26 protein-coding genes and 1 pseudogene are annotated in these 21,912 nt (G+C 71.2%); 21 read left to right on the forward strand and 6 right to left on the reverse strand.

Annotated elements, in window-relative coordinates; all coding sequences use genetic code 11:
• Positions 1-31: 31 nt before the first annotated feature.
• The 4 genes from PXH83_RS27145 to PXH83_RS27160 all read left to right on the forward strand — a co-directional run bounded on the left by PXH83_RS27145 (position 32) and on the right by PXH83_RS27160 (position 4,867).
• Positions 32-1,834: a CocE/NonD family hydrolase gene (locus PXH83_RS27145; protein WP_274563844.1), complete on the forward strand. Its 1,803-nt coding sequence runs from the start codon at positions 32-34 to the stop codon at positions 1,832-1,834.
• A gap of 93 nt (positions 1,835-1,927) precedes the next feature.
• Positions 1,928-2,167 (forward strand): lipopolysaccharide assembly protein LapA domain-containing protein, encoded by a 240-nt coding sequence (locus PXH83_RS27150; protein ID WP_274563846.1) that lies wholly within the window; start codon positions 1,928-1,930, stop codon positions 2,165-2,167.
• Positions 2,168-2,180: 13 nt separating this feature from the next.
• Positions 2,181-2,717 carry a GNAT family N-acetyltransferase gene (locus PXH83_RS27155; RefSeq protein ID WP_274563847.1) on the forward strand — a complete coding sequence of 179 codons (537 nt, stop codon included), beginning with the start codon at positions 2,181-2,183 and terminating at the stop codon, positions 2,715-2,717.
• 176 nt (positions 2,718-2,893) lie between these two features.
• Positions 2,894-4,867, forward strand: coding sequence for a DUF5107 domain-containing protein (locus PXH83_RS27160; RefSeq protein WP_274563848.1), 1,974 nt, complete (start codon positions 2,894-2,896; stop codon positions 4,865-4,867).
• Positions 4,868-4,885: 18 nt separating this feature from the next.
• On the opposite strand, the gene PXH83_RS27165 is transcribed toward PXH83_RS27160, so the two are convergent.
• On the reverse strand, positions 4,886-5,242 hold the full coding sequence (locus PXH83_RS27165; protein ID WP_274563850.1) for a VOC family protein: 357 nt from the start codon (positions 5,240-5,242) through the stop codon (positions 4,886-4,888).
• A gap of 259 nt (positions 5,243-5,501) precedes the next feature.
• A complete protein-coding gene (locus PXH83_RS27170; RefSeq protein ID WP_274563852.1) occupies positions 5,502-6,311 on the reverse strand; it encodes a class I SAM-dependent methyltransferase in 810 nt (269 codons plus the stop codon).
• A gap of 129 nt (positions 6,312-6,440) precedes the next feature.
• Here PXH83_RS27170 and PXH83_RS27175 point away from each other — a divergent pair, with 129 nt between their 5' ends.
• The 12 genes from PXH83_RS27175 to PXH83_RS27230 all read left to right on the forward strand — a co-directional run bounded on the left by PXH83_RS27175 (position 6,441) and on the right by PXH83_RS27230 (position 14,660).
• Positions 6,441-6,899: a phage holin family protein gene (locus tag PXH83_RS27175; RefSeq protein ID WP_274563854.1), complete on the forward strand. Its 459-nt coding sequence runs from the start codon at positions 6,441-6,443 to the stop codon at positions 6,897-6,899.
• A gap of 132 nt (positions 6,900-7,031) precedes the next feature.
• Positions 7,032-8,381 carry an NAD(P)/FAD-dependent oxidoreductase gene (locus PXH83_RS27180; protein WP_274563856.1) on the forward strand — a complete coding sequence of 450 codons (1,350 nt, stop codon included), beginning with the start codon at positions 7,032-7,034 and terminating at the stop codon, positions 8,379-8,381.
• A gap of 1 nt (position 8,382) precedes the next feature.
• Entirely contained in the window at positions 8,383-10,257 is a 1,875-nt protein-coding gene (locus PXH83_RS27185) for a transketolase (RefSeq protein ID WP_274563858.1), read from the forward strand.
• Entirely contained in the window at positions 10,254-11,168 is a 915-nt protein-coding gene (ligD, locus tag PXH83_RS27190; protein WP_274563862.1) for a non-homologous end-joining DNA ligase, read from the forward strand. Before PXH83_RS27185 ends, ligD begins: the two co-directional genes overlap by 4 nt.
• Positions 11,169-11,272: 104 nt before the next feature.
• Positions 11,273-11,548 carry a gas vesicle protein GvpO gene (locus PXH83_RS27195; RefSeq protein WP_274565182.1) on the forward strand — a complete coding sequence of 92 codons (276 nt, stop codon included), beginning with the start codon at positions 11,273-11,275 and terminating at the stop codon, positions 11,546-11,548.
• A gap of 50 nt (positions 11,549-11,598) precedes the next feature.
• Complete coding sequence (locus PXH83_RS27200; protein WP_274563864.1) at positions 11,599-12,051, forward strand: gas vesicle structural protein GvpA; 453 nt, start codon at positions 11,599-11,601, stop codon at positions 12,049-12,051.
• Complete coding sequence (locus tag PXH83_RS27205) at positions 12,048-12,764, forward strand: GvpL/GvpF family gas vesicle protein (protein ID WP_274563866.1); 717 nt, start codon at positions 12,048-12,050, stop codon at positions 12,762-12,764. Before PXH83_RS27200 ends, PXH83_RS27205 begins: the two co-directional genes overlap by 4 nt.
• 4 nt (positions 12,765-12,768) lie before the next feature.
• Entirely contained in the window at positions 12,769-13,011 is a 243-nt protein-coding gene (locus PXH83_RS27210; protein WP_274563868.1) for a gas vesicle protein GvpG, read from the forward strand.
• Positions 13,008-13,322 (forward strand): gas vesicle protein, encoded by a 315-nt coding sequence (locus tag PXH83_RS27215; RefSeq protein WP_274563870.1) that lies wholly within the window; start codon positions 13,008-13,010, stop codon positions 13,320-13,322. The genes PXH83_RS27210 and PXH83_RS27215 overlap by 4 nt, the downstream gene beginning before the upstream one ends.
• A complete protein-coding gene (locus tag PXH83_RS27220) occupies positions 13,319-14,161 on the forward strand; it encodes a GvpL/GvpF family gas vesicle protein (protein WP_274563872.1) in 843 nt (280 codons plus the stop codon). Before PXH83_RS27215 ends, PXH83_RS27220 begins: the two co-directional genes overlap by 4 nt.
• Complete coding sequence (locus tag PXH83_RS27225) at positions 14,158-14,361, forward strand: gas vesicle protein (RefSeq protein ID WP_274563873.1); 204 nt, start codon at positions 14,158-14,160, stop codon at positions 14,359-14,361. The genes PXH83_RS27220 and PXH83_RS27225 overlap by 4 nt, the downstream gene beginning before the upstream one ends.
• Positions 14,358-14,660 (forward strand): gas vesicle protein K, encoded by a 303-nt coding sequence (locus tag PXH83_RS27230; protein ID WP_274563875.1) that lies wholly within the window; start codon positions 14,358-14,360, stop codon positions 14,658-14,660. The genes PXH83_RS27225 and PXH83_RS27230 overlap by 4 nt, the downstream gene beginning before the upstream one ends.
• A gap of 60 nt (positions 14,661-14,720) precedes the next feature.
• On the opposite strand, the gene PXH83_RS27235 is transcribed toward PXH83_RS27230, so the two are convergent.
• On the reverse strand, positions 14,721-14,891 hold the full coding sequence (locus tag PXH83_RS27235) for a hydrophobic protein (RefSeq protein ID WP_274565183.1): 171 nt from the start codon (positions 14,889-14,891) through the stop codon (positions 14,721-14,723).
• A 62-nt stretch (positions 14,892-14,953) separates the two neighbouring features.
• On the opposite strand from PXH83_RS27235, the gene PXH83_RS27240 reads away from it, so the two are divergent.
• The gene (locus PXH83_RS27240) at positions 14,954-15,940 is read left to right on the forward strand and encodes a cation diffusion facilitator family transporter (RefSeq protein ID WP_274563877.1); all 987 of its coding nucleotides are present in this window, start codon (positions 14,954-14,956) and stop codon (positions 15,938-15,940) included.
• Here the strand turns inward: PXH83_RS27240 and PXH83_RS27245 are convergent.
• Positions 15,912-17,417: a bifunctional phosphatase PAP2/diacylglycerol kinase family protein gene (locus PXH83_RS27245; protein WP_274563880.1), complete on the reverse strand. Its 1,506-nt coding sequence runs from the start codon at positions 17,415-17,417 to the stop codon at positions 15,912-15,914. The genes PXH83_RS27240 and PXH83_RS27245 overlap by 29 nt on opposite strands.
• Before the next feature lie 100 nt (positions 17,418-17,517).
• On the opposite strand from PXH83_RS27245, the gene PXH83_RS27250 reads away from it, so the two are divergent.
• Positions 17,518-18,093, forward strand: coding sequence for a TIGR03086 family metal-binding protein (locus PXH83_RS27250; RefSeq protein ID WP_274563882.1), 576 nt, complete (start codon positions 17,518-17,520; stop codon positions 18,091-18,093).
• Between the two features lie 15 nt (positions 18,094-18,108).
• Here the strand turns inward: PXH83_RS27250 and PXH83_RS27255 are convergent, their stop codons facing one another.
• On the reverse strand, positions 18,109-18,552 hold the full coding sequence (locus PXH83_RS27255; RefSeq protein ID WP_274563884.1) for a CBS domain-containing protein: 444 nt from the start codon (positions 18,550-18,552) through the stop codon (positions 18,109-18,111).
• 138 nt (positions 18,553-18,690) lie between these two features.
• On the opposite strand from PXH83_RS27255, the gene PXH83_RS27260 reads away from it, so the two are divergent.
• Positions 18,691-18,879: a hypothetical protein gene (locus PXH83_RS27260; protein ID WP_274563887.1), complete on the forward strand. Its 189-nt coding sequence runs from the start codon at positions 18,691-18,693 to the stop codon at positions 18,877-18,879.
• A 169-nt stretch (positions 18,880-19,048) separates the two neighbouring features.
• Positions 19,049-19,915 (forward strand): RNA polymerase sigma factor SigF, encoded by an 867-nt coding sequence (locus PXH83_RS27265; protein ID WP_274563888.1) that lies wholly within the window; start codon positions 19,049-19,051, stop codon positions 19,913-19,915.
• Between the two features lie 619 nt (positions 19,916-20,534).
• On the opposite strand, the pseudogene PXH83_RS32375 reads toward PXH83_RS27265, so the two are convergent.
• A pseudogene (locus PXH83_RS32375) lies at positions 20,535-21,062 on the reverse strand (PAS domain-containing protein); the annotation flags it as partial.
• A 77-nt stretch (positions 21,063-21,139) separates the two neighbouring features.
• Between PXH83_RS32375 and PXH83_RS27275 the strand changes: the two are divergent.
• Entirely contained in the window at positions 21,140-21,847 is a 708-nt protein-coding gene (locus PXH83_RS27275; protein WP_274563890.1) for an ANTAR domain-containing response regulator, read from the forward strand.
• The last annotated feature ends 65 nt before the right edge of the window (positions 21,848-21,912 follow it).

Genomic DNA, 21,912 nt, shown 5'->3' on the forward strand with positions numbered 1-21,912 from the left:
TGCCTTGGGTGTCCTCAGTGTGGAGGTCTTCATGTCGTCCCGTCGCCGCCGCTCCGCTCCTGCGTCCCGCAGACCGATCGTCTTCGCCGTCGGTGCGGCACTGGCAGCGCCCCTCGCCCTCTCCGCACCCGGACAGGCTGGCGCGGCAGCCGAATACACCGTCACCCCCCTGAAGTTCACGGTCGAGGCGGGCGGCAGGAAGTGCACCGTCGACGCCGACGTCTACCGCCCCGCCGGAGTCGACAAGACGCGCCCCGCTCCCGCCGTCCTCACCACCAACGGCTTCGGCGGCAGCAAGGCCGACGGCTCCACCGACGCCATCGCCAAGGCCTTCGCCACGCGCGGCTATGTCGCCCTCGCCTACTCCGGCCTCGGCTTCGGCAGGTCCGGCTGCCTCATCTCCCTCAACAACCCCGAGATCGACGGCAAGGCCGCCTCGGGCCTGATCGACTTCCTTGGCGGCAGCCGCGCGGCCGACGACGGCACCCGGGCCGACTACGTCACCAAGGACGGCAAGGGTGACCCGCGCGTCGGCATGATGGGCGGCTCGTACGGCGGTTCCATCCAGCTGTCGACGGCCTCGAAGGACCGCCGCCTGGACGCGCTCGTCCCCCTCATCACCTGGAACGACCTCGCCTACGCCATCGACCCCAACAACGCGAACAACAAGGTCACGCCCGTCACGCCCGGTGCGTACAAGTACCAGTGGACGTCCGCCTTCTTCCTCATGGGCGAGGCGCAGGGCCTGCTCAACCCCGGGCTCGACCCGTCGCGCCTCGGCAGTGCTGGCTGCGTGCACTTCGTCGCCGAGGTCTGCCGGACCACCCGCCTGCTGACCTCGGGCCGCTACCCCGCCGACCGCACCGCCGAGATGCTCGCCTTCGCGCGCAGAGTCTCCCCGGCCTCGTACCTCCACCGGGTCAGGACGCCGACCCTGATCATCCAGGGCCAGGCCGACAGCCTGTTCAACCTCAACGAGGCGGAGGCGACGTACAAGACCCTCAAGGCGCAGGGCACCGAGACCAAGATGATCTGGCAGTCCTGGGGCCACAGCGGCGGCCTCCGCGACCCCGCCCCGGGTGAACTCAACATCGGGCAGGGCAATCTGGAGACGAGCTACGTCGGCAAGCGCATCCTCGCCTGGTTCGACCGCTATCTGCACGGGAAGCGGGGCACCGACACCGGCCCGTCCTTCGCCTACTACCGCGACTGGCAGAGCGGTTACGGTACGGCCGCCGCGCCGCCCGCCCTGTCGCAGAAGGTCTACCTCTCCGGCGACGGCAAACTCGTCGACAACCGCGCCAAGGTGGTGCCCGGCTCCCGCGAGTACCGCAACTGGAATTTCCCCACCAGCCACTCGGAGACCTCGCTCGCCCCCATGCTCGGTATGCCCGACCCCAAGCCCCATGACACCAAGGGCACTTACCTCGGCTGGTCCACCAAGCCGCTCAAGGCCCCGGTGGATGTCGTCGGCGTACCGAAGGCGACCCTGAAGGTCGTCTCGCCCAAGGCCGAGCGCGTACAGAACTCCGCCGACGCCGCCGACAAGCTCGTCCTCTTCGCCAAGCTGTACGACGTCGCGCCCGACGGCACGAAGACGCTCGTCCGGCGGCTGATCGCGCCGGTGCGCGTGCCCGACGTGACGCGGCCCTTCACGGTCACGCTTCCCGGCATCGTCCACCGTTACGAGAAGGGGCACCGCCTGCAATTCGTCATCGCGGCGAGCGACGGGGCGTACTACGGCAACCGGGGCATCAAGCCGGTGAAGGTAGTGAGCAAGCCGGACAACACGGGCGTGCTGGAGCTCCCGGTGATCAGGGGCTCCCTGGGCTGACGGTCACCCGTACGGCCCGCTCCACCGCCCCGCGCGTCCAGGATCCGCACATGCTGGACGCAGAACCCCAGCACTCCAGGAAAGGGCCGGAGCATGAGCCCCAAGGACGGACCGGGCGGCGACAGGCGCCTGGCGGGCGGCAGGATCACGCCCGCGAGGGCTGCGATCATCCTGATCGTGATCTTGGCGCTCGTCTTCATCTTCGAGAACACCCGTCAGGTCAAGGTCCGTCTTCTCATCCCCGAAGTCACCATGCCGCTCTATCTGGCGCTGCTCGCCATGGCGGCCGTCGGGGCGCTGTGCGGCGGTTACTTCATCAAGAGACGCAAGTGAAGTGTGGGGGGGCATGTATCTCGCTGAGGGCCCGCGTGTGGGCATACGGCACTTCGGGCCCGAGGACGCGGAGGAGTTCACGGCGCGGGCGCGGGAGAGCAAGAGCCTGCACCGTCCCTGGCTCTTCCCGCCGGACCAGCTCCCCGCGTACGCGGCGTACGCGGGGCAGCTCATCGCCGACCCGACCAGGGAGGGCTTTCTGGTCTGCGAGCGGTCGGGCGGCGGACGGATCGCCGGCTTCATCAACATCAACAACATCGTCGGGGGCAGCTTCCAGTGCGGGGCACTGGGGTACGGGGCGTTCGCGCACGCCGCCGGGCGGGGCTTGATGGGCGAGGGCCTCGATCTGGTGCTGGGGTACGCGTTCGGGGCGTTGGGGCTGCACCGGCTGGAGGCGAACGTTCAGCCGGGGAACGAGGCGTCGATCGCGTTGGTGCGGAGGGCGGGGTTCCGGCGGGAGGGCTTCTCGCCGGACTTCCTCTTCATCGACGGGGCGTGGCGCGACCACGAACGGTGGGCGATCACGGTGGAGATGCGAGGCGGTGGCTGACGGCGGAGGCGGCGACTGCCCTCCCCGGACTCCCTTCTCGCCGGCCTCGTCGTGGCGGCCTGTGCCGAAGGCTGACGTACTGACTCAGGGAGCCCCTGGTCAGGGCGGCACCCGGCATGTTCCGATGGTCGTCGGGCGCCGGTGGACGGTGGCCCGTGTGAGGGAGTGAGGTTGCCTTGGCCACGACTGTGCGACGTGCCGTACTGACCCTGCCTGCCGCCCCATTGGGGCCGGAGAACCCGCTTCCAGGACTGCGGCCCCTCGACGAGTCGCACGTCATCGACGAGCGGTCCCGCGCGCAGCTGCCGCGCGACATGGCCAGGCAGGTCGGCCACGAGCCGCTGCGCACCCTCCTTCCCGTACGCGTCCTCGACGGGTACGGGCGCGAGCGTACGGAGACGGAACTCGACGCGATCGTCATCGAGAACGACCGGCTCCGGGCGACCGTACTGCCGGGACTCGGCGGTCGCGTGCACTCGCTGTTCCACAAGCCGACCGGCCGTGAACTCCTCTACCGTAACCCGGTGTTCCAGCCCGCCGACTTCGCGCTCAACGGCGCCTGGTTCTCCGGCGGTGTCGAGTGGAACATCGGTGCCACCGGGCACACGACCCTGTCCTGCGCCCCGCTGCACGCCGCCGTCGTCCCCGCCCCCGACGGCGGAGAGATGGTCAGGCTCTGGGAGTGGGAGCGGCTGCGCGACCTGCCCTTCCAGGTCGACCTGTGGCTGCCTGCCGACTCCGACTTCCTGTACGTCGGCGTACGCATACGCAACCCGCACGAGATGCCCGCACCCGTCTACTGGTGGTCCAACATCGCGGTCCCCGAGGACGAGGCGACCCGAGTCCTCGCCCCGGCGGACGAGGCCTGGCACTTCGGGTACGAACGCAGCCTGCGGCGCGTGCCGGTGCCGGAGTCCGACGGCGCCGACCGGACGTACCCGCTGCGCAGCGAGTACCCGGCCGACTACTTCTACGAAGTGCCCGAGGAAGAGCGGAAGTGGGTCGCCTCGCTCGGCGCCGACGGGCAGGGGCTCGTCCAGACATCGACCGATCTGCTGCGCGGTCGCAAGCTCTTCCTGTGGGGCGCGGGGTGCGGCGGGCGCCGCTGGCAGCAGTGGCTGACGGAGGCGGGGACGCCGGGTTACGCCGAGATCCAGGCGGGGCTCGCCCGTACGCAGCTGGAGCACGTACCGCTGGAGGCGGGCGCCGAGTTCAGCTGGCTGGAGGCATACGGTCCGCTGGCCACCGACCCCGCCGCGGTGCACGGTGCGGACTGGGCCGCAGCCCGTGGGGAGGCCGGGGCGCGGCTGGAGGAGGCGCTGCCCCGGGCGCGGGTCGAAGCGGCGTACGAGGCGTGGCGGCCGTACGCCGACCACGAGCCGGGGGAGTCGCTCGCCACCGGCTCGGGGTGGGGCGCACTCGAAGTCCTGCGGGGCGGTCTGAAGCTGCCCGGCACGCCCTTCGGCGAGGCGACGCTGGGGGAACAGCAGGAGCCCTGGGTGGAGTTGCTGCGCAGCGGCACCTTCCCTGATGCGGGCGGGGCCGCCCCGCCGGGTCCTTCGCTGGTCGCACCGCACTGGCGCGACATGCTGGAAACCGCGCTCGCGGAACCCCTCACCGAGTACCACCTGGGCGTCGCGCAGTGGCACGCGGGCGATGTGGCGCAGGCGGTGCGCAGCTGGGAGCGAGGTCTGCAACGTGCCTCCAGCCGCTGGTCGTTGCTGCGCTGCCTGGCCGTCGCCGACCGGGAGGCGGGTCACCTTCAGCGCGCGGCGGACCGTTACGCGGAGGCTTTTGACGACCTGTGCCGGGAGCGGGGCGACGGCGAGGTCTGGACGGCTGCGGGCGCGGCGCTGGGCCGCGAAGCGATCGCCTCACTCCTCGCGGTGGGGCGCGCGGACGGGGCGCGCGCAGTCTGGGAGGGGCTGCGTCCCGATGTGCGGGCGAGCGGCCGCTTCCGGCTCGTCGAAGCGCAACTCCTCGTGGCGGAGGGCGAGTTCGAGGCCGCCCGCGCGATCCTCGACGCAGGCATCGAGGTGGCCGACCTGCGCGAGGGCGCGGAGACGCTGGGCGAGGTCTGGGCCGCGGTCAGCGACGAGGCGCTTCCGGAGACGTACGACTACCGGATGCGGCCGACCGCGGCGGGGTAGGGCGGGGGCAGGCGGGCTTCAGGACGCGGCGGCGCGGCGGTCGACGTACTCGAAGACGGAGCCGTCCGGATGGGCGGCGATCAGGTTGCGGCCCACCGGGGTCGGTACGGGGCCCGCGATGATGCGGGCGCCGGCCCCGGTCAGGGCGGCGGCCGCCTCGTCCACGTCCTTGACGGCGATGGTCGCCGACACCTTGCGCAGCACCTCGAGTTCCGACTCGGGGCCGCTCATCAGGAGGAAGCAGCCGACTGCTGCGACTGAGACCCCGCCGCGCTCGAAGCGCAGCGCCCGGGTTCCGGTGAGGCGTTCGTAGAAGGCCACCGTGGCCTCCAGGTCGTCGACGCAGATGCGCAGCGTGGTTCCGAGGATCTCCATAGGGATCAGGGTAGTTGGTGCGGGTGCGGGTGCGGGTGCGGGTGCGGGTCCGGGGGACCCCCAGGGGCGAAGTTGCCGCCCGGGGTCTGGGGGCCTTGCCCCCCACGCGGCGGCAGCCGCAAATGTCACAGCCGGGAAGAATGGGGTCTCCCCTGCTCGAACGAAGTTGAGAGCTTGGGGAAGGGTAGGGGAACAGCGCCGCAGGCAGCCCGAACTTCACCCGCCGCACAGCACCTCGCCGCACATCACACCCCGCACCTCACACCCCGCACAGCACCTCCCCATGCGGCACCATGAACCACGCGTCGTCCCGGCCACCCCACTCGCGCCACGCCCCCGCAATCGCCCCCAGCTCCTCCGCCCGCGCATGGCCCCCCTCGACCGCCAGGCGCGCGTACACCGAGCTCGTCGTACGGTCCGCCCACAGGCCGCTCCACCACGCGCGCTCCTCGGCGGTCGCGAAACACCACGCCGTCGCCGACGCCCGTACGTCGGTGAAGCCGGCGCTGCGGGCCCAGGAGAGCAGTCGGCGGCCGGCGTCCGGCTCGCCGCCGTTCGCGCGGGCCACCCGGCCGTACAGCTGCTGCCACTCGTCCATGCCGGGCACCTCGGGGAACCAGGTCATCGCCGCGTAGTCGCTGTCGCGCGCCGCGACGATGCCACCGGGGCGGCACACGCGGCGCATCTCGCGCAGGGCCCGCACCGGGTCGCCGACGTGCTGGAGGACCTGGTGGGCGTGGACGACGTCGAAGGAGTCGTCGGGGAAGTCGAGGGCGTGCACATCGGCGACCGCGAACTCCACGTTGTCCACGCCCCGTTCGGCCGCCACCTCCCGCGCCTCGTCCAGTACGTCGTCGGCAGCGTCGACCGCCGTCACCCGGCCGGGAGCGACGAGCGCCGCCAGGTCGGCCGTGATGGTGCCGGGGCCGCAGCCCACGTCCAACACGTCCAGCCCGGGGCGCAGTTCGCCGATGAGGTACGCCGCGGAGTTCGCGGCGGTCCGCCAGCGGTGCGAGCGCAGCACCGACTCGTGGTGGCCGTGGGTGTAGACGGCGGTCTCCTTCGGCATGGCCGTACTCCTTCTCTCGCAAGCGGTACGCGTACGCTACGCCCTCATGTCGGATCGTGAGATTCAAATCTCGCGATGTGGACAACCTGTGTGTGAATAGCGCCGGGGCCGCCGGGTACTCGCCGCCCCATGGACACCAACCTGTCGGAACAGATCGCACAGGCCGTCCGCGAAACGCTCAAGGACGAACTGCGCGAACAGACCGCGAAAGGGCGCCGCACCGCACGCCTCTACGCCGGATCCGGAGCAGCGGCCCTGTATGCGGGCGCTGCCGTCACGGCGTTCCTCGTGCTCGTACTCGACCTCGCCCTGCCCGCATGGGCGGCCGCGCTCGTCGCGGGCATCGTGCTCTCCGGTGTGGCCCTGGCACTCAGGCAGGCCGCGCGTCGCCCCGCGGGCAGGCCGGGAGCCGCCGGCGGTGCGCCCACGCACAACCCAGAGCTCGGCGTCCCGCGCGCCCCGTCGGTCACCCCGCCGACCGCCCCGCCCGTCACCCCTCCGGACGCCGCCCCGCCGGGAGGCGTACCGGCGCCGCCCGTACCGCCGACGGCGCCCCGTAGCCCGGGGCGCGTGCACTCCGGCGAGTGACGGCGAGGACGGGCGGCGCCCGGCTGCGGTTGTTGGTGCCGCGCGCGCCGACGTACACTCAGTGTGCCGACGATTACGCTGCGTAATAATCTGTCCGTCCACCGCCACCACCCCCGCAAGAGGTGAAGTGCAGTGACACGAGAACGCCCCCGCATTGTCATCGTCGGAGCAGGTTTCGCCGGCCACCAGGCCGCCAGGACCCTCTCCCGGCAGATCAGGCAGGTCAGGGACCCGGCCGAAATCGTTCTGCTGAACCCGACCGACTACTTCCTCTACCTCCCCCTCCTCCCGCAGGTCGCAGCCGGAATCCTCGAACCCCGCCGGGTCACGGTCTCGCTCCCCGGGACGCTGCCGCACGTACGGCTGGTCCTCGGTGAGGCGGACCGGGTCGACCTGGAAGCGCGGACCGTGCACTACACCGACCCCGAGGGCGACACCGGCGAGCTCACGTACGACCGGCTCGTGCTGGCCGTCGGCAGCGTCAACAAGCTGCTGCCGGTCCCGGGCGTCGCGGAGCACGCCCACGGCTTCCGCGGGCTGCCCGAAGCGCTCTATCTCCGCGACCACGTCACCCGCCAGATCGAGCTGGCGGCCGCCACCGGCGACCGCGCCGAATGCGCCGCACGCTGTACGTTCGTCGTCGTCGGCGCGGGCTACACCGGAACCGAAGTGGCCGCCCACGGCAAGATGTTCACCGACGCGCTCGTCCGCAAGCAGCGCACCTGGCGGCATGGCCGGCCCAAGCCGCGCTGGCTGCTCCTCGACATCGCGCCACGGGTCCTGCCCGAGCTGGACCAGCGGCTGTCGAAGACCGCCGACCGGGTCCTGCGCGAGCGCGGTGTGGACGTACGGACGGAGACCTCCGTCAAGGAGGCCACCCCGGCCGGTGTCCTGCTGGACGACGGGGAGTTCGTCGACACCAGGACACTGATCTGGTGCGTCGGCGTACGGCCCGACCCGCTGGTATCCGATCTCGGCCTGCCCGTCGAGCGCGGGCGTCTCGTCGTCGACCCGCAGCTGAATGTGCCGGGCCACCCCGAGGTCTTCGCCTGCGGAGACGCCGCCGCCGTACCGGACCTGACCAGGCCGGGCGAGTACACGCCGATGACCGCGCAGCACGCGGCCCGGCAGGGGAAGGTGGCGGGCCGCAACGTCGCCGCGTCCCTCGGGCACGGGATGCGGCGCTCGTACAGCCACAACGACCTGGGCTTCGCCGTCGACCTCGGCGGCGTGAAGGCCGCGGCCAATCCGCTCGGCGTGCCGCTGTCGGGGCCCCTGGCCGGCGCAGTCACCCGCGGCTACCACCTCGCCGCCATGCCCGGAAACCGGGTGCGCGTCGCGGCCGACTGGCTGCTCGACGCCGTACTGCCGCGCCAGGCCGTGCAGCTGGGCCTCGTCCGCTCCTGGTCGGTGCCGCTCGACACCTCGTCGCCCGAACTGGCCAGGATCGCGGGCGCACCCGAACGCCCGCACAAGGAGTGACATGGAACGCAAGAAACGGGCGGAACTGGCGGAACTTTCCGAGCTCGGCCAGCAGTTGAGGGTGGACTCGGTACGCGTCGCCGACACCGCCGGGTCGGGCCACCCCACCTCCTCCATGTCGGCGGCGGACCTCGCCGCCGTACTCCTCGCCCGGCATCTGCGCTACGACTTCGACCGCCCCGACCACCCCGGAAACGACCGGCTGATCCTCTCCAAGGGCCATGCGTCGCCGCTGCTCTACGCCATGTACCGGGCGGCCGGCGCCATCGACGACGAGGAACTGCTCACCTACCGGCAACGCGGCAGCCGCCTCGAAGGCCACCCGACGCCCCGCCTCCCCTGGGTCGACGTGGCGACCGGCTCGCTGGGGCAGGGGCTGCCGGTCGGCGTCGGAGTGGCGCTCGCGGGCAAGCGGCTCGACCAGGCCCCGTACCGCGTATGGGTGCTCAGCGGCGACAGCGAGATGGCGGAGGGCTCGGTGTGGGAGGCCGTCGAGCACGCCGCCAACCAGCACCTCGACAACCTCACCCTGGTCATCGACGTCAACGGGCTCGGGCAGCGTGGCCCCACCCGCCACGGGCGCGACCTGGCGGCGTACAGCCGCAGACTGCACGCCTTCGGCTGGCACGCGATCGAGGTCGACGGGCACGACCCCGAGGCGATCGACCTCGCCTTCGCCGAGGCCCGGTCGACCATCGGGCGGCCGTCGGCGGTCATAGCGGCCACCCACAAGGGCAGGGGAGTCGCGGCCGTCGAGGACCGTGAGGGCATGCACGGCAAGCCGCTGAAGGACGCCGACGCGGCGATCGCCGAGCTGGGCGGGCTGCGGTCCATCCGCGTCGACGTACAGAAACCGGACCCTGCGCCGACACCGCCCGCCATCGCCACCGGTCAACTGGCGCTGCCACGTTACGAGTTCGGCCACAAGGTCGCCACGCGTGACGCGTACGGCGACGCGCTCGCAGCGCTCGGCTCCGCGCGCGGGGACGTCGTGGCTCTGGACGGGGAGGTCAGCGACTCGACGCGGTCCGAGGCCTTCGCCAAGGAGTTTCCCGAGAGGTTCTTCGAGTGCTACATCGCAGAGCAGCAACTTGTCGCGGCCGCCGTGGGGTTGCAGACCCGCGGATACGTTCCGTACGCCTCGACCTTCGCGGCGTTCCTGACCCGCGCCCATGACTTCGTACGGATGGCCGCGATCAGCGGCGCCGGTATCAACCTCGTCGGCTCGCACGCCGGTGTCGCCATCGGCGAGGACGGGCCGTCCCAGATGGGCCTCGAAGACCTGGCGCTCTTCCGCGCCGTACACGGGAGCACGGTCCTCTACCCGTGCGACGCCAACCAGACCGCGAAGCTTGTCGCCGGCATGGCGGAGGGCGACGCCCGGACGCGTGGCATCCGCTATCTGCGCACCACCAGGGGCGCCACGCCCGTGATCTACAGCGCCGACGAGGAGTTCCCGGTCGGCGGCAGCACGCTGCTGCGGTCCGGCGACGACGACAGGCTCACGCTGCTCGCCGCGGGCGCCACGGTCCACGAGGCGCTGCGCGCGGCGGACGTCCTCGCGGAGGACGGCATCACGGTGCGGGTCGTCGACCTGTACTCGGTCAAGCCGGTCGATGCGGAGGCCGTGCAGACCGCGGCGGAACTGACCGGCTGCCTGGTGACGGTCGAGGACCACCACCCGGAGGGCGGCATCGGCGACGCGGTGGCGGAGGTCTTCACCGACGGCCGCCCTGTCCCGCGCCTGGTGAGGCTCGCGGTGCGGAACATGCCGGGTTCGGCGACCGTGGGCGAGCAGCTGAGCGAGTCCGGCATCGACGCGGACTCGATCGCGGCCGCGGTGAAACTCCTGGTGGAGGAGGCGATCGTACGATGACCGACACCACGCGCGTGCGCGCGGGCCGCCGCACCGTAGAAATCCATCGCCCGCAGAAGGTCCTCTTCCCCGACTGCGACCTCACCAAGGCCGACATCGCCGAGTACTACCGGTGCATCGCCGCCTTCATGCTCCCCCACCTGCGCGACCGCCCGCTCATGCTCGAACGCCACCCCGACGGCATCGAGAGCCACCGCTTCATGCAGAAGGACACCCCCGACCACTATCCCGACTGGGTACGCCGGGTGAAGGTCGAGAAGGAGGGCGGCACCGTCACGCACACTGTGTGCGACGACAGCGCGACCCTCGTCTTCCTGGCCGACCAGGCGTGCATCACCTTGCACCGCTGGCTGTCGCGGGCCGGACGTGTCCAGTCGCCCGACCGTCTCGTCTTCGACCTCGACCCTCCGGGCGACGACTTCCCCGCCGTACGCGACGCGGCGCTGCGACTCGGCGAGCTGCTGGACCAACTCCGGCTGTCCTCCGCCCTGATGACCACCGGATCCAAAGGCCTGCACGTGATCGTGCCTCTCGGCGGGCACACCACGTTCGACGAGTCACGCGCGTTCGCCACCGACGTTGCGGAGACCCTCGCCGCGCGCCACCCGGACAGGCTGACCACAGCCGTACGCAAACAGTCACGCGGCGGCCGGCTCTATCTGGACGTCCAGCGCAATGCCTACGCCCAGACGGCCGTGGCGCCCTGGTCCATCCGGCCCAGGCCGGGCGCGCCCGTGGCCGCGCCGGTCTCCTGGGAGCAGCTCGACGACGAGGACCTGACGGCGCGGCGCTGGTCGGCGACGGACGTCGAGGACGTGCTGGAGCAGGCCCGCGCCAACCCGTGGTCGGGCCTGTCGTCGCGCGCCCGCGCCCTGGGACCGGCCCGCAAGCGCCTCGACGCCGTGCGCTGACACGGGGTTTGGCCCGGCCGCCGGGGGTTACTCGTACGACCGAGGCTGCCATGGCAAATACATCAGAGAACACCCCGAAGGAAACACAAGCCGAGGCGGACGGCATGCCGGGCCCGGGCCCGATGGAGGTGCTGCGCGCCGCGCGGACACAGCTGGCGGAGCTCACCGGCTTGGCGGCCGAATCGGTCTCCTCCTTCGAACAGGCGGAGGACGGCTGGCTGTTGCGGATCGAGGCCCTGGAACTGGCCCGGGTCCCCGACACCATGAGCCTGCTCGCGACGTACGAGGTCGAACTCGGCCCGCACGGCGAGCTGACCGGATACCGGCGCGTTCGCCGTTACGAACGCGGAAGGGCCGACCGGAGCCCTTGGCCCGCGTAAACCCGCGTACAGCGGACACACACCCGAGCACCCAAGGAGGGCCGGTCGAAATGACCGTTGTTCCGGCACAGCAAGGTGGAGGCGGCGGCGGTACCAGCGGCCTCTACGACGTCCTGGAACTCGTGCTCGACCGGGGACTCGTCATCGACGCGTTCATACGCGTCTCCCTGGTCGGCATCGAGATCCTGAAGATCGACATACGGGTCGTGGTCGCGAGCGTCGACACCTACCTGCGGTTCGCGGAAGCCTGCAACCGCCTCGACCTGGAAACCGGCGCCAACAAGAGCCCCGGGCTGACCGAGATCGTCGGTGACGTCACCGAGTCCGGCGCCCGCGGCAAGTCCAAGGGCGCGCTGTCCGGCGCCGCCGAGACCACAGCGGGCGCGTTCCAGGGCCGCTCGTCCGAAGGGCAGTCCGAGTCCAAGCCCCGCGCGCGGCGCGGCTCTTCGGCCGCCAAGACCGCCAAGACCGCCAAGACCGCCCAGAAGGAGGAGCAGGAGTGAGTACGTACGTGTACGGAATCGCACGCCGCTCCCACCCCCGGCTGCCCGGCGAGGCAGGCGGCGTCGGTGACCCGCCGCGGCCCGTCAGGACCGTCGGAGCGGGTGAGCTGACCGCGCTTGTCAGCGACGCCCCGGAAGACCTGAGGCCCAAGCGCCGCGACCTGATCGCCCACCAGAGCGTCCTCGCCGAGGCAGGGGCGGGCGGCGCCGTCCTGCCGATGCGCTTCGGCAGCCTCTCGCCCGACGACGAGGCCGTACGGACGGTGCTCGCCGAGCGGGAGAAGCACTACCTGGAGCGCCTGGAAGCGCTCGACAACAAGCTGGAATACAACGTGAAGGCCACGCACGACGAAGAAGCCGTTCTGCATCAGGTGCTGTCCGACGACCCCGACTTGCGGGCACTGAACGACGCCAACAGGGCGGCGGGCGGCGGCTCGTACGAGCAGAAACTGCGGCTCGGTGAACGCGTCGTCGCAGCCGTGCAGCAGCGCGAGCGGCACGACGGCGAGCTCGTGCGGCAAGCGCTCGAAGGGGCGGCGCTGACCATCAGCCCCGGGCCGGACAGCGTCGGCTGGCTGGCGAACGTCTCGTTCCTCGTCGACCGCGACCGTACTGCCGAGTTCGTGGAAGCGGTGGACGCCCTGCGCAAGGAGCACCCCCACCTGGTGATCCAGCTCAACGGTCCGCTGCCGCCGTACAGCTTCGTGGAGTGACGGCGTGGGCCTCCTCGGAGAGTTGCTGCTCCTGCCCCTGGCCCCGGTCCGCGGCACCTCTTGGGTGCTGCGGCAGGTGCTCGGCGAGGCGGAGCGGCAGTACTACGACCCGTCGGCCATTCAGCGCGCACTCGGTCTGCTGGAGCGCCGGCTCGAAGCGGGCGAGATCGACGAGGCCGAATTCGACCGCCGCGAGGACGAGCTGCTCGCCCGGCTGGAGTCCGCCCGGACGGAGAGGCGCCGATGACGACACCGAACCGCCTTCCTGATCCGTACGCCTCCAGTGGCGGCGCGAATCTCGCCGACATTCTCGAACGCGTACTGGACAAAGGCATCGTCATCGCCGGAGACATCAAAATCAATCTCCTCGACATCGAACTGCTCACCATCAAACTCCGCCTGATAGTCGTCTCCATCGACAAGGCGAAAGAAATGGGCATCGACTGGTGGGAGAGCGACCCCGCACTGTCCTCGGGCGCCCGCCGCCGCGAACTGGCCGACGAGAACGAGCGCTTGCACCGGCGCATTGCCGAACTGGAGGCGGAATCACCGCAATGAACGAACTGCGATACGTGTACGCCGTGACCCGGCCCTTCGACGGCGCTCTCCCCGACGGCAACCTCCCTGATGATCTACGTGGCCTCGACGGCGAACCGCCCCGGCTGCTGCATCACGCCGGCCTGGTCGCCGTCGTCAGCCCGGTGCCGGCCGAGGACTTCGACGAGGCCCCCCTCAAGGCGCACCTGGAAGACCTCGACTGGCTCACCGGGACCGCCCGCACCCATGAGGCGGTCATCGGCGTCCTGACCACCCTGACCTGTCCGGTTCCGCTGCGACTGGCCACGGTCTGCCGCGACGACAGCGGCGTACGACGCCTGATCGAGGCCGACCACGACCGCTTCGTACGCACGCTGGAGCGGCTGGACGGCCGGATCGAATGGGGCGTCAAGGTGTACGCCCACACGCCGCGGGAGGACACACAGGGCGCCGCACAGGGCGCCGCGCCGGAGGCCGACGAACCGCCTCCGGCCACCGGCCGGGACTACCTGCGCCGACGGCTGGGGCAGCGCCGGAAGCGCGAAAGCGCATGGCAGCGCGCCGACAGCATGGCCCGCACGCTGCACGCCGGGCTCTCCGAGCGGGCGGAGGCCGGAGTGCTGCACCGGCCGCAGGACGCCAGGCTCTCCGACGAGCCCGGGGTCAACGTCCTCAACGCGGCGTACCTGGTGCGGCGCGAGGAGAGCGCGGCGTTCATCGCGGAGATCGACCGCCTCGGGCCGAAGGAACCGGACGGCGGCGTACGGGTGGAACTCACCGGCCCCTGGGCGCCGTACTCCTTCGCAGGGCTCGCAGGGCTCGCGGGACTCGCGGGACATGCTGAGGAGGGCAGCCGGTGACGGACCCGGGCGCAGGTCTCGCCCGGCGCGAGATCGCCCTCGTCGACCTGCTGGACCGGCTGCTCGCGGGCGGCGTGGTGATCGCGGGCGATCTCACCCTGCGCATCGCCGACGTCGATCTCGTACGGGTCGATCTCAACGCACTCATCAGCTCGGTCGGCGCCGACGTGCCGTCGCCCTTCGAGGAGGAATCCCCATGAGTACCCGGCGGAGTGCCCGACGCGTCGAGCTCGACGCCGACACCGTCGAGCGCGACCTCGCCAGGCTCGTCCTGACCGTCGTGGAGCTGCTGCGGCAACTGATGGAGCGCCAGGCGCTGCGCCGTGTGGACACCGGCGACCTCACCGAGGAGCAGGAGGAGCGGATCGGGACGACGCTGATGCTGCTGGAGGACCGGATGGACGTACTGCGCACACGCTTCGGCCTCGGCCCCGAGGACCTCAATATCGATCTGGGCCCTCTGGGCCCCCTGCTGCCCAGAGGCAATGAGAATGAATGAATGGGCGAAATGGGCGGCGGCCGGAAGGCCGCCGCCCATTCATTTCCCTGGGTCCGATTTCTACCACCGATACCAGCGTGCCCTTGTGCCCGTGGCCGATGTGCTTCGCACCAGGAATCCCAGTAGCCAGATGACCAGTACCGCAACGGCGATCCACCAGAGGACCTTCATGGCGAAACCGGCGCCGAACAGAATGAGAGCGAGAAGCAGAACAAGCAGGACGGGGACCATAATGTGCACCTCCAGGATTCCCGAGTGCCCTTATTTGCTCTCCATACACGGTGTGAGTTGATGTGAGCAGTCGTTCCCCCGACCGCAAGACCCGGATCACGGTCCTCGTGGCGCTCAGTGCCAATCTCGTCATCACCGTCGCCAAGACGACCGGCGGCCTGGTGTCCGGTTCACCCGCCCTGCTCTCCGAGGCCGCCCACTCGGTCGCGGACAGCTTCAATGAGATCTTCCTGCTCGTCGCCCTGCGCCGCAGCCGTCGCCCCGCCGACGCCACGCACCCCTTCGGATACGGCAAGGAACGCTTCTTCTGGGCGTTGCTCGCCGCCGTCGGCATCTTCAGCGTCGGCGGCGGCTTCTCGTTCTTCCAGGCCTTCGAGGCGCTGACCGGCGGCGAGCAAGAACGGTCCCGCGGCGCCTATCTGGCGGGGCTCACCGTCCTTGTCGTGGCGCTGATGGCCGAGGGCGGCTCCCTTCTGCGCGCCCTCTACCAGGCAAGCCACCACCCGGGCCGCGGCATCGGGAGGGACCCCGCCCTGCGTACCGTCGTCGCCGAGGACGGATCGGCGGTCGTCGGCGTACTCCTCGCCATGACCGGCATGCTGCTCCACCTGATGACGGGCAGCGTCGTCTGGGAGGCGTGCGCGTCCCTGTCCATCGGCCTGCTGCTCGTGTACGTCGCCTACAGGCTCGGCCGGGAAGCCCGCTCGCAGCTGGTGGGGGAGTCCGTCGACCCCGAACTGCGCGGGCGCATCATGGCCCTCGTCGAGGCACAGCCGGAGATCGACAACGTGGCGGAGCTGCTGACGATGCGGCTCGGTCTCGACTCGTTCCTGGTGGCCGCCCGCGTCGACCTGGTACCGGGACTCGACAGCGAGGAGGTGGAGCTGGTCTGCGTACGCATCAAACGCTCCGTACGCAAGACCTGGCCGGAGGTCGACCATGTCTTCCTCGACGTGACGGAGGCGCCCCCGGGCGAAGAAGGGGAGGAGGGGGAGGAAGGGGAGGAGAGCGCCGGGGTGGCTAGAGAGCCAACGGACGGTAGACCGTGAGCGCCTCGTCGGCCTTGTCGATCAGCAACTCCCGTGGAGCGTCCGCCACTTCACCGTCGTAGGCGAGCGGCGTGCCCGGTGCGATGCCGGTGATCCGCAGCCTCCGCATCCGCTGCGCCGCGTGTACGGGCGACCGGCTCAGCGGACCCGCCAGCGCCGCGGCCAGCAGCCGCAGCCCGGGAGTGCGACCGCCGTGCACCACGCGTACGTCCAGCAGCCCGTCCGCCATGTCGAAGCGCCGGCCGGGCGTCGGGCCGACCCGCTGGTACATGCCGTTCCCGGCGAAGAGCAGCCACAGCGCCCGGTGCTGCCCCTTCAGGTCGGCCTCCAGCGGCTGCTCCCCGCGCAGGACCTCCAGAGCCGCCAGGAGGCCCGCGGGCCAGTCGCCGATGCGGGGTGCCCAGTGTTCCCGGATGCGTACCAGCTCCGGATAGACGCCCAGGCTGAAGCTGTTGAGGAAGAACCCGGGCGTGCCCTCGGCCCCGGGGCCCGGCGTGAAGCGGCCGAGGTCGACCTTGACGGCATCGCCCGAGGCCAGCGCCCGGCAGGTGTCGTGGACCTCCTCGATGCCCAGGTCGTACGCGAAATGGTTCAGCGTGCCGCCGGGGAACACGGCGAGCGGCACCCGGTGCCGGGCCGCGACCACCGCCGCCCGGTTGACCGCGCCGTCGCCGCCGCAGACCCCGAGCGCCCGGCCGTCCGTGGCGGCCTTCTCCAGGGCGGCGCCCAGCTCGTCGGGTGCGCGCTCGACGACCCTGGCGAGCGGCAGAGCGTCACGCACCAGGCGGGCTTTGGCGAGCGCGGTGCCGGACGCCTTGTTGACCACGACGACCAGGTCCCGGCCGCCGGGCAGGACAGGCGCGTCGGTGTGCGGCCGGCCGGGCGCCGGGATCTGCGTCCTCGTCGGTACGAGCCCCCGCACAGCGAAGGCGGAGCCCACCCCCAGCGCAGCGCCGACCAGCACATCGCTCGGGAAGTGCGCGCCCGTATAGATCCGGGAGACGGCGACTGCCGTGGCGACCGGGGCCACGACCGCGCCCCACCTCTTCGACTCCAGCGCCACGCCCGTCGCGAAGGCCGCGGCGGAGGCGGAGTGCCCGGAAGGGAAGGACGTGGTGATGGGCTGCCGCTTCAACTGCCGTATCACCGGCACCGCGTCCAGCACGGGCCTCACACGGCGTACGGAACGCTTGCCCACGGTATTGACGGTCGCGGACGCCAGGGCGAGCGAAGCGATCCCGCGCATCGCGGCGCGGCGCGCGCGGGTGCTGCCGCCCAGGGCCGCCATCCCGGCGGCGGCGCCGAACCACAGCACGCCGTGGTTCGCGCTGTGGCTCAGGCGGGGCAGGAACTGCTCGGCGCCGGGCCAGTGCCGGGAGGCCACCGCATGGAAGACGGCATGGTCACGGGCGGTCAGCCAGGCGGACAGGCTCCCGGCCGGACGGGACGAGGCATCCTGCGCAATGGGGTCAGGCATGGCACGCGGGTACCCTGCGCGGCCCGTTTCAAATCCCGCCGCGCCCCGTCTCACCCACCAGGACTCGCGCGTGCGCGTCAGCGAGGGAAGAGTTGGGGACATGAAAAAGAACCCTCTTCTGGAGCGCCACGAAAAGGCGCTCAAGCTCTTCACCGACCGGGTGCATGCCGTACGGGAGGAACAGTGGCAGCTGGCGACACCGTGCACCGAGTGGTCGGTGCGTGATCTGGTCGGTCATCTCACCGAGGAGCAGCTGTGGGTTCCGCCGCTGGTGAGCGAGGGGCGGACGATCGCGGATGTGGGTGACGAGTTCGAAGGCGACGTGCTGGGCGACGACCCGGTGGCCGTCTGGGACCGGGCCGCTGAGAGGGCGCGCGCGGCGTTGGCGGAGCCGGGGGCGCTGGAGCGGACCGTACACCTGTCGTACGGGACGAGCACGGGCCACGCGTACTGCGCACAGATGGTGACCGACCTGGTGGTGCATGCCTGGGACCTGTCCCGGGCGATCGGCGCCGACGAGCGGCTGCCGGACGATCTGGTGAAGTTCGCGGTGCGTGAAATCGGCCCGAATTCGGCGGAGTTGGAGAAGAGCGGTCTGTTCGCCGCCCCGGTGGAAGCGCCTCCCGGGGCCGATGTACAGACCAAGCTCCTCTCCCTGACGGGGCGCCGGGTGTGAGACCCCGTGCCGCCGCTACAGCGCGCTGCCGGGGCCGGAACCGGGGCTGGGCGCCGCGCGGCTGATGTCGGCGAGCGCGGAACCCGGGTCCCGGAACTCGGCGAGATCACCGATGCTCACCACGCCGAGCGGCAAGCCGTCCTCAACCACGGGCAGCCGCCTGATCGCGTGCTGCCGCATCAGGGCGACCGCTGTCGACACGTCGTCGTCGGGGCCGATGCACACCGGGGACGGTGTGCAGACGGACTGGGCGTTGACGGTCAGGGGGTCCATGCCGTCCGCGACCGCCCGCAGGGCGATGTCCCGGTCGGTGAGGACTCCGATCAGCCGGTCGTCCTGGGCCACCAGGACGTCACCGATGTCCTGGGCGCGCATCAGTTGCGCGGCTTCGACGAGCGAGGCATCGGGCCGTACGGCTGCGACGCCTGCCGTCATGACTTCCCTCACGAACTGAGTCATGGCTGTATGCCTCATCCCTCTCGTCTCTCTGCGGTTGCTGCCGCCCGCAGTACCCAGGAATCAACCGGGCATGCCGGTTTGCGTACCGGTGTCCTGGTGACTCGGCATTACAGGCTGTCCATCAGGAAGGACAGGGCGATGGTGGTACTGGCCGTGCTGATCCCGGTACTCATGCTGGGCATGATCATCGCGCTCGGGCGCTACGAGGAATTCATGCTGACGCCGACGAAGGCGACGGCAACGGTGCAGGAAAAGGTGCAGGAAAAGGTCCAGGCGCAGATTCAGTTGAAGGACCGTGACCCGGTTGGCGGAACGATCCCCGGCTGACCGGGTCTTTGTTTGACCGGCCCGGTGCCGGGCACGCGCTACTTGTGCTTCGGACCGGAGGCACGTCCGTGGGAGCGCCAGTCGGCGCTCCGGGCGTGTGACGACCGGAGCCGTGCGCTCCCCACGGTGACACCCATCCGTCTGCACTGTTCAGGGAGATGCAACCACGATGCGCACTCACGTGCAGCGAAAGCACCCGCACGACGACGCCCCCGACACCGCCGCCGCCTTCCGGCGGCTGACCGGACTGCCGGAGGGCGCGGAGCGGGACACGCTGCGGCAGGAGATCGTCAACGCCTGGCTGCCCATGGCCGGGCGCATCGCCGGCCGGTTCCGCAATCGCGGCGAGGCGCTCGAAGACCTGCGCCAGGTCGCCGCACTCGGCCTGGTCAAGGCCGTCGACAGGTACGACCCCGACCGCGGCTCTGCCTTCGAGAGCTTCGCGGTGCCCACCATCACCGGCGAGATCAAGCGGCACTTCCGCGACCACATGTGGACGCTCCACGTACCGCGCAGGGTCCAGGACCTCCGCAATCGCGTCCGCGCCGCCCGCCAGGAACTGGCCCAGACCGCGACCGGCAGCGCCCCCACCGTCGCGGAGGTCGCCGCGCGGGCGGGCATGACCGAGGAGGAGGCCATGACCGGCCTCGAAGCCCTGGACTCCTTCACCGCGCTGTCCCTCGACGCCCAACTCCCCGGCACCGACGACGGGTACACCCTCAGTGACGCACTGGGCGGCCCCGACCCGGCACTCGACATCGTCGTCGACCGCGAGTCGGTCAAGCCGGCCCTGCGGAAGCTCCCCGACCGGGAGAAGAAGATCCTCTACATGCGTTTCTTCCGCGACATGACGCAGAGCCGCATCGCGGAGGACCTGGGTCTCTCGCAGATGCACGTCTCCCGCCTGATCAGCCGCTGCTGCACCCGCCTGCGGGACCAGGCGCTCCACGACCAGGTGCTCCACGACCAGGCTGTGCACGACCAGGCTCTTCCGGACCACGCTCTGCTCCACCAAGATGTGCGGGACGCCGCATAGCGAGCGCCGCATGGCGTGACATCAGGTCCATGACCTGTGCCTCCGCCATGGAGAAGGCCCGCCGCGGCCCCGTACGGAACAGGCTGAGCACGCCCTGTACGGGCCCGGGGGCCCCGCCGTCGGCCGGCGCGGTCAGCGGTACGCACAGCAGCGAGCTGACCTCGCCCCGTACGAGCACCGGATCGCCCGCCGTGTCCCGGCCGAAGCCGTCCGCGTCCTCGGGACGCACTTGCAGGGTCGTCGAGCCGCCGCGCGCGGCCTCCACCACCAGCGGGCAGCCCGCCGGATCCTGCCCGGCCACCTCCTGGCCGAGCGCTTCGGCGCCGGGCTCGTCGGGGCACCGTACGACCAGCCGCTTCAGCGACCGGCCCTCGACCGCGTCGGCCACCACCCAGTCGGCGAAGCGGCCGCGCAGCACCCCCGCCGCGCTGCCGAGGGCCGCCGTACGGTCCCCGGGCTCGGCGGACAACAGGGCCGTCGTCATCGCGTCGACCAGGTCCATCAGCTCCGCGTGCCTGGTCGTTTCCGACAGATCGGGCAGCGCCTGGCTCGGCACACGGGCCCCCGCAGCCCCGGCCGGCGGGTGCGCGCCGGTGGAGACCCCGGCCTGGAGGACGGCGAGCACCGCGGACTGCGGCTCGTCCGGCGGGCGAAGCGCGCTGAGCGTGGCCAGGAGCGGCTCGCCCGGCCGCTGTTGGAGATGGACGACAAGGCTGCGGGCACCCTCGCCGCGCGCCACGGCTGCGGCCTGCGAGCGGAAGGCGGCCCGGTCGCCGGGCGTGAGGAGAGCGGCCAGCGGGCGCCCCGTCGCGTATCCGGCCCGTACGCCGGTGAGCCCCGTCGCGGCGAAGTTCAGGCGCCGCACGACGGTGTCCCGGTCGATGAGGGCGACCGGCAGCGGCAGCCGCTGGAACAGGGCCTTGAGCAGCTGCCGTTCCTGGCGGTCGGCGGACGTGACGGCGGGGGCCCCGGCGGCCAGCTGTTCGTACCGGGGCCACAAGGTGTCGGCCACGTGCTGGAGTTCGAAGAGAGCCGCGTCAAGAACGGTGAGGTGCTCGCCGGACGGTCTGGACCGGGCAGCCCTCAACTCCCCGACGCGCCTGACGAAATCCGCAAGGTCCTGGCCGAACTCGTCCGTCTGCGTCATACGAGAAAGCTAACGTGCCCAGCAGTTTTGCGAAGCGGACCGGGGGAAGCCGCAAGGGAGAGGGAAGGAACCCGGGCATGCTTCTGGAGCCTGAGCAGCAAGGAACGGAGTCCACTTCCACGGACCGGCGGTTGTCCGAACTGGCGGAGCAGGCCGCGCGCTGCGCCCCTGCCTGCTGCGGCGCCGTCGCGACGATCGCGGACGGTGCGGCGGAGCGCCGCAGTACCGCCACGCACCCGGACCTGGCCGCGCTGGCCTCAGTCCAGCTCGCCATGGGAGACGGGCCCATTCCGACGGCGATCGACCGCGGCGAACCGGTGGACGCCGAGGACCTGCTGAACGAGGACAGGTGGCCCGAGTACCGGGCCGTGGCGCTCGAATCGGGCGTACGGTCCAGCGTCACGATCCCCTTCCGCCGCGCCGGCATCGAGGTCACCGTCAGCCTCTACGGTTTCCGCCCCGGATCCCTGGAGAACGCCGCGCACGGCCCGGTGAGCATCCTCGGCGAACAGGCCACCGCAGGCCTCGTCCGCGACCGCCGCTACCGCGCCGCCCTCGCGGAGGTCGACCAGCTGGAGACGGCGCTGCGCTCGCGTCCCGTCATCGACCGGGCGAGCGGGATCCTGATGCATGTGCTCGGATGCGAGGCCGACGAGGCGTTCGGCGTACTGCGGCGCATCTCGCAGCGCTCGAACCGCAAGCTCGCCGACGTCGCGGAGGCGGTCGTCAGCGGCAAGGGACGCGGCCTGGAAAAGGACCTGTCCCGGCTCGCACCACCGACTTAGGGTGCCGCGCTGCGCCCGACGGGCCCGAGAGATTGAACGACCCTCCGTGACACAGCCCCGTCCCA

The organism is Streptomyces spiramyceticus, assembly GCF_028807635.1.
Taxonomy (GTDB): domain Bacteria; phylum Actinomycetota; class Actinomycetes; order Streptomycetales; family Streptomycetaceae; genus Streptomyces; species Streptomyces spiramyceticus.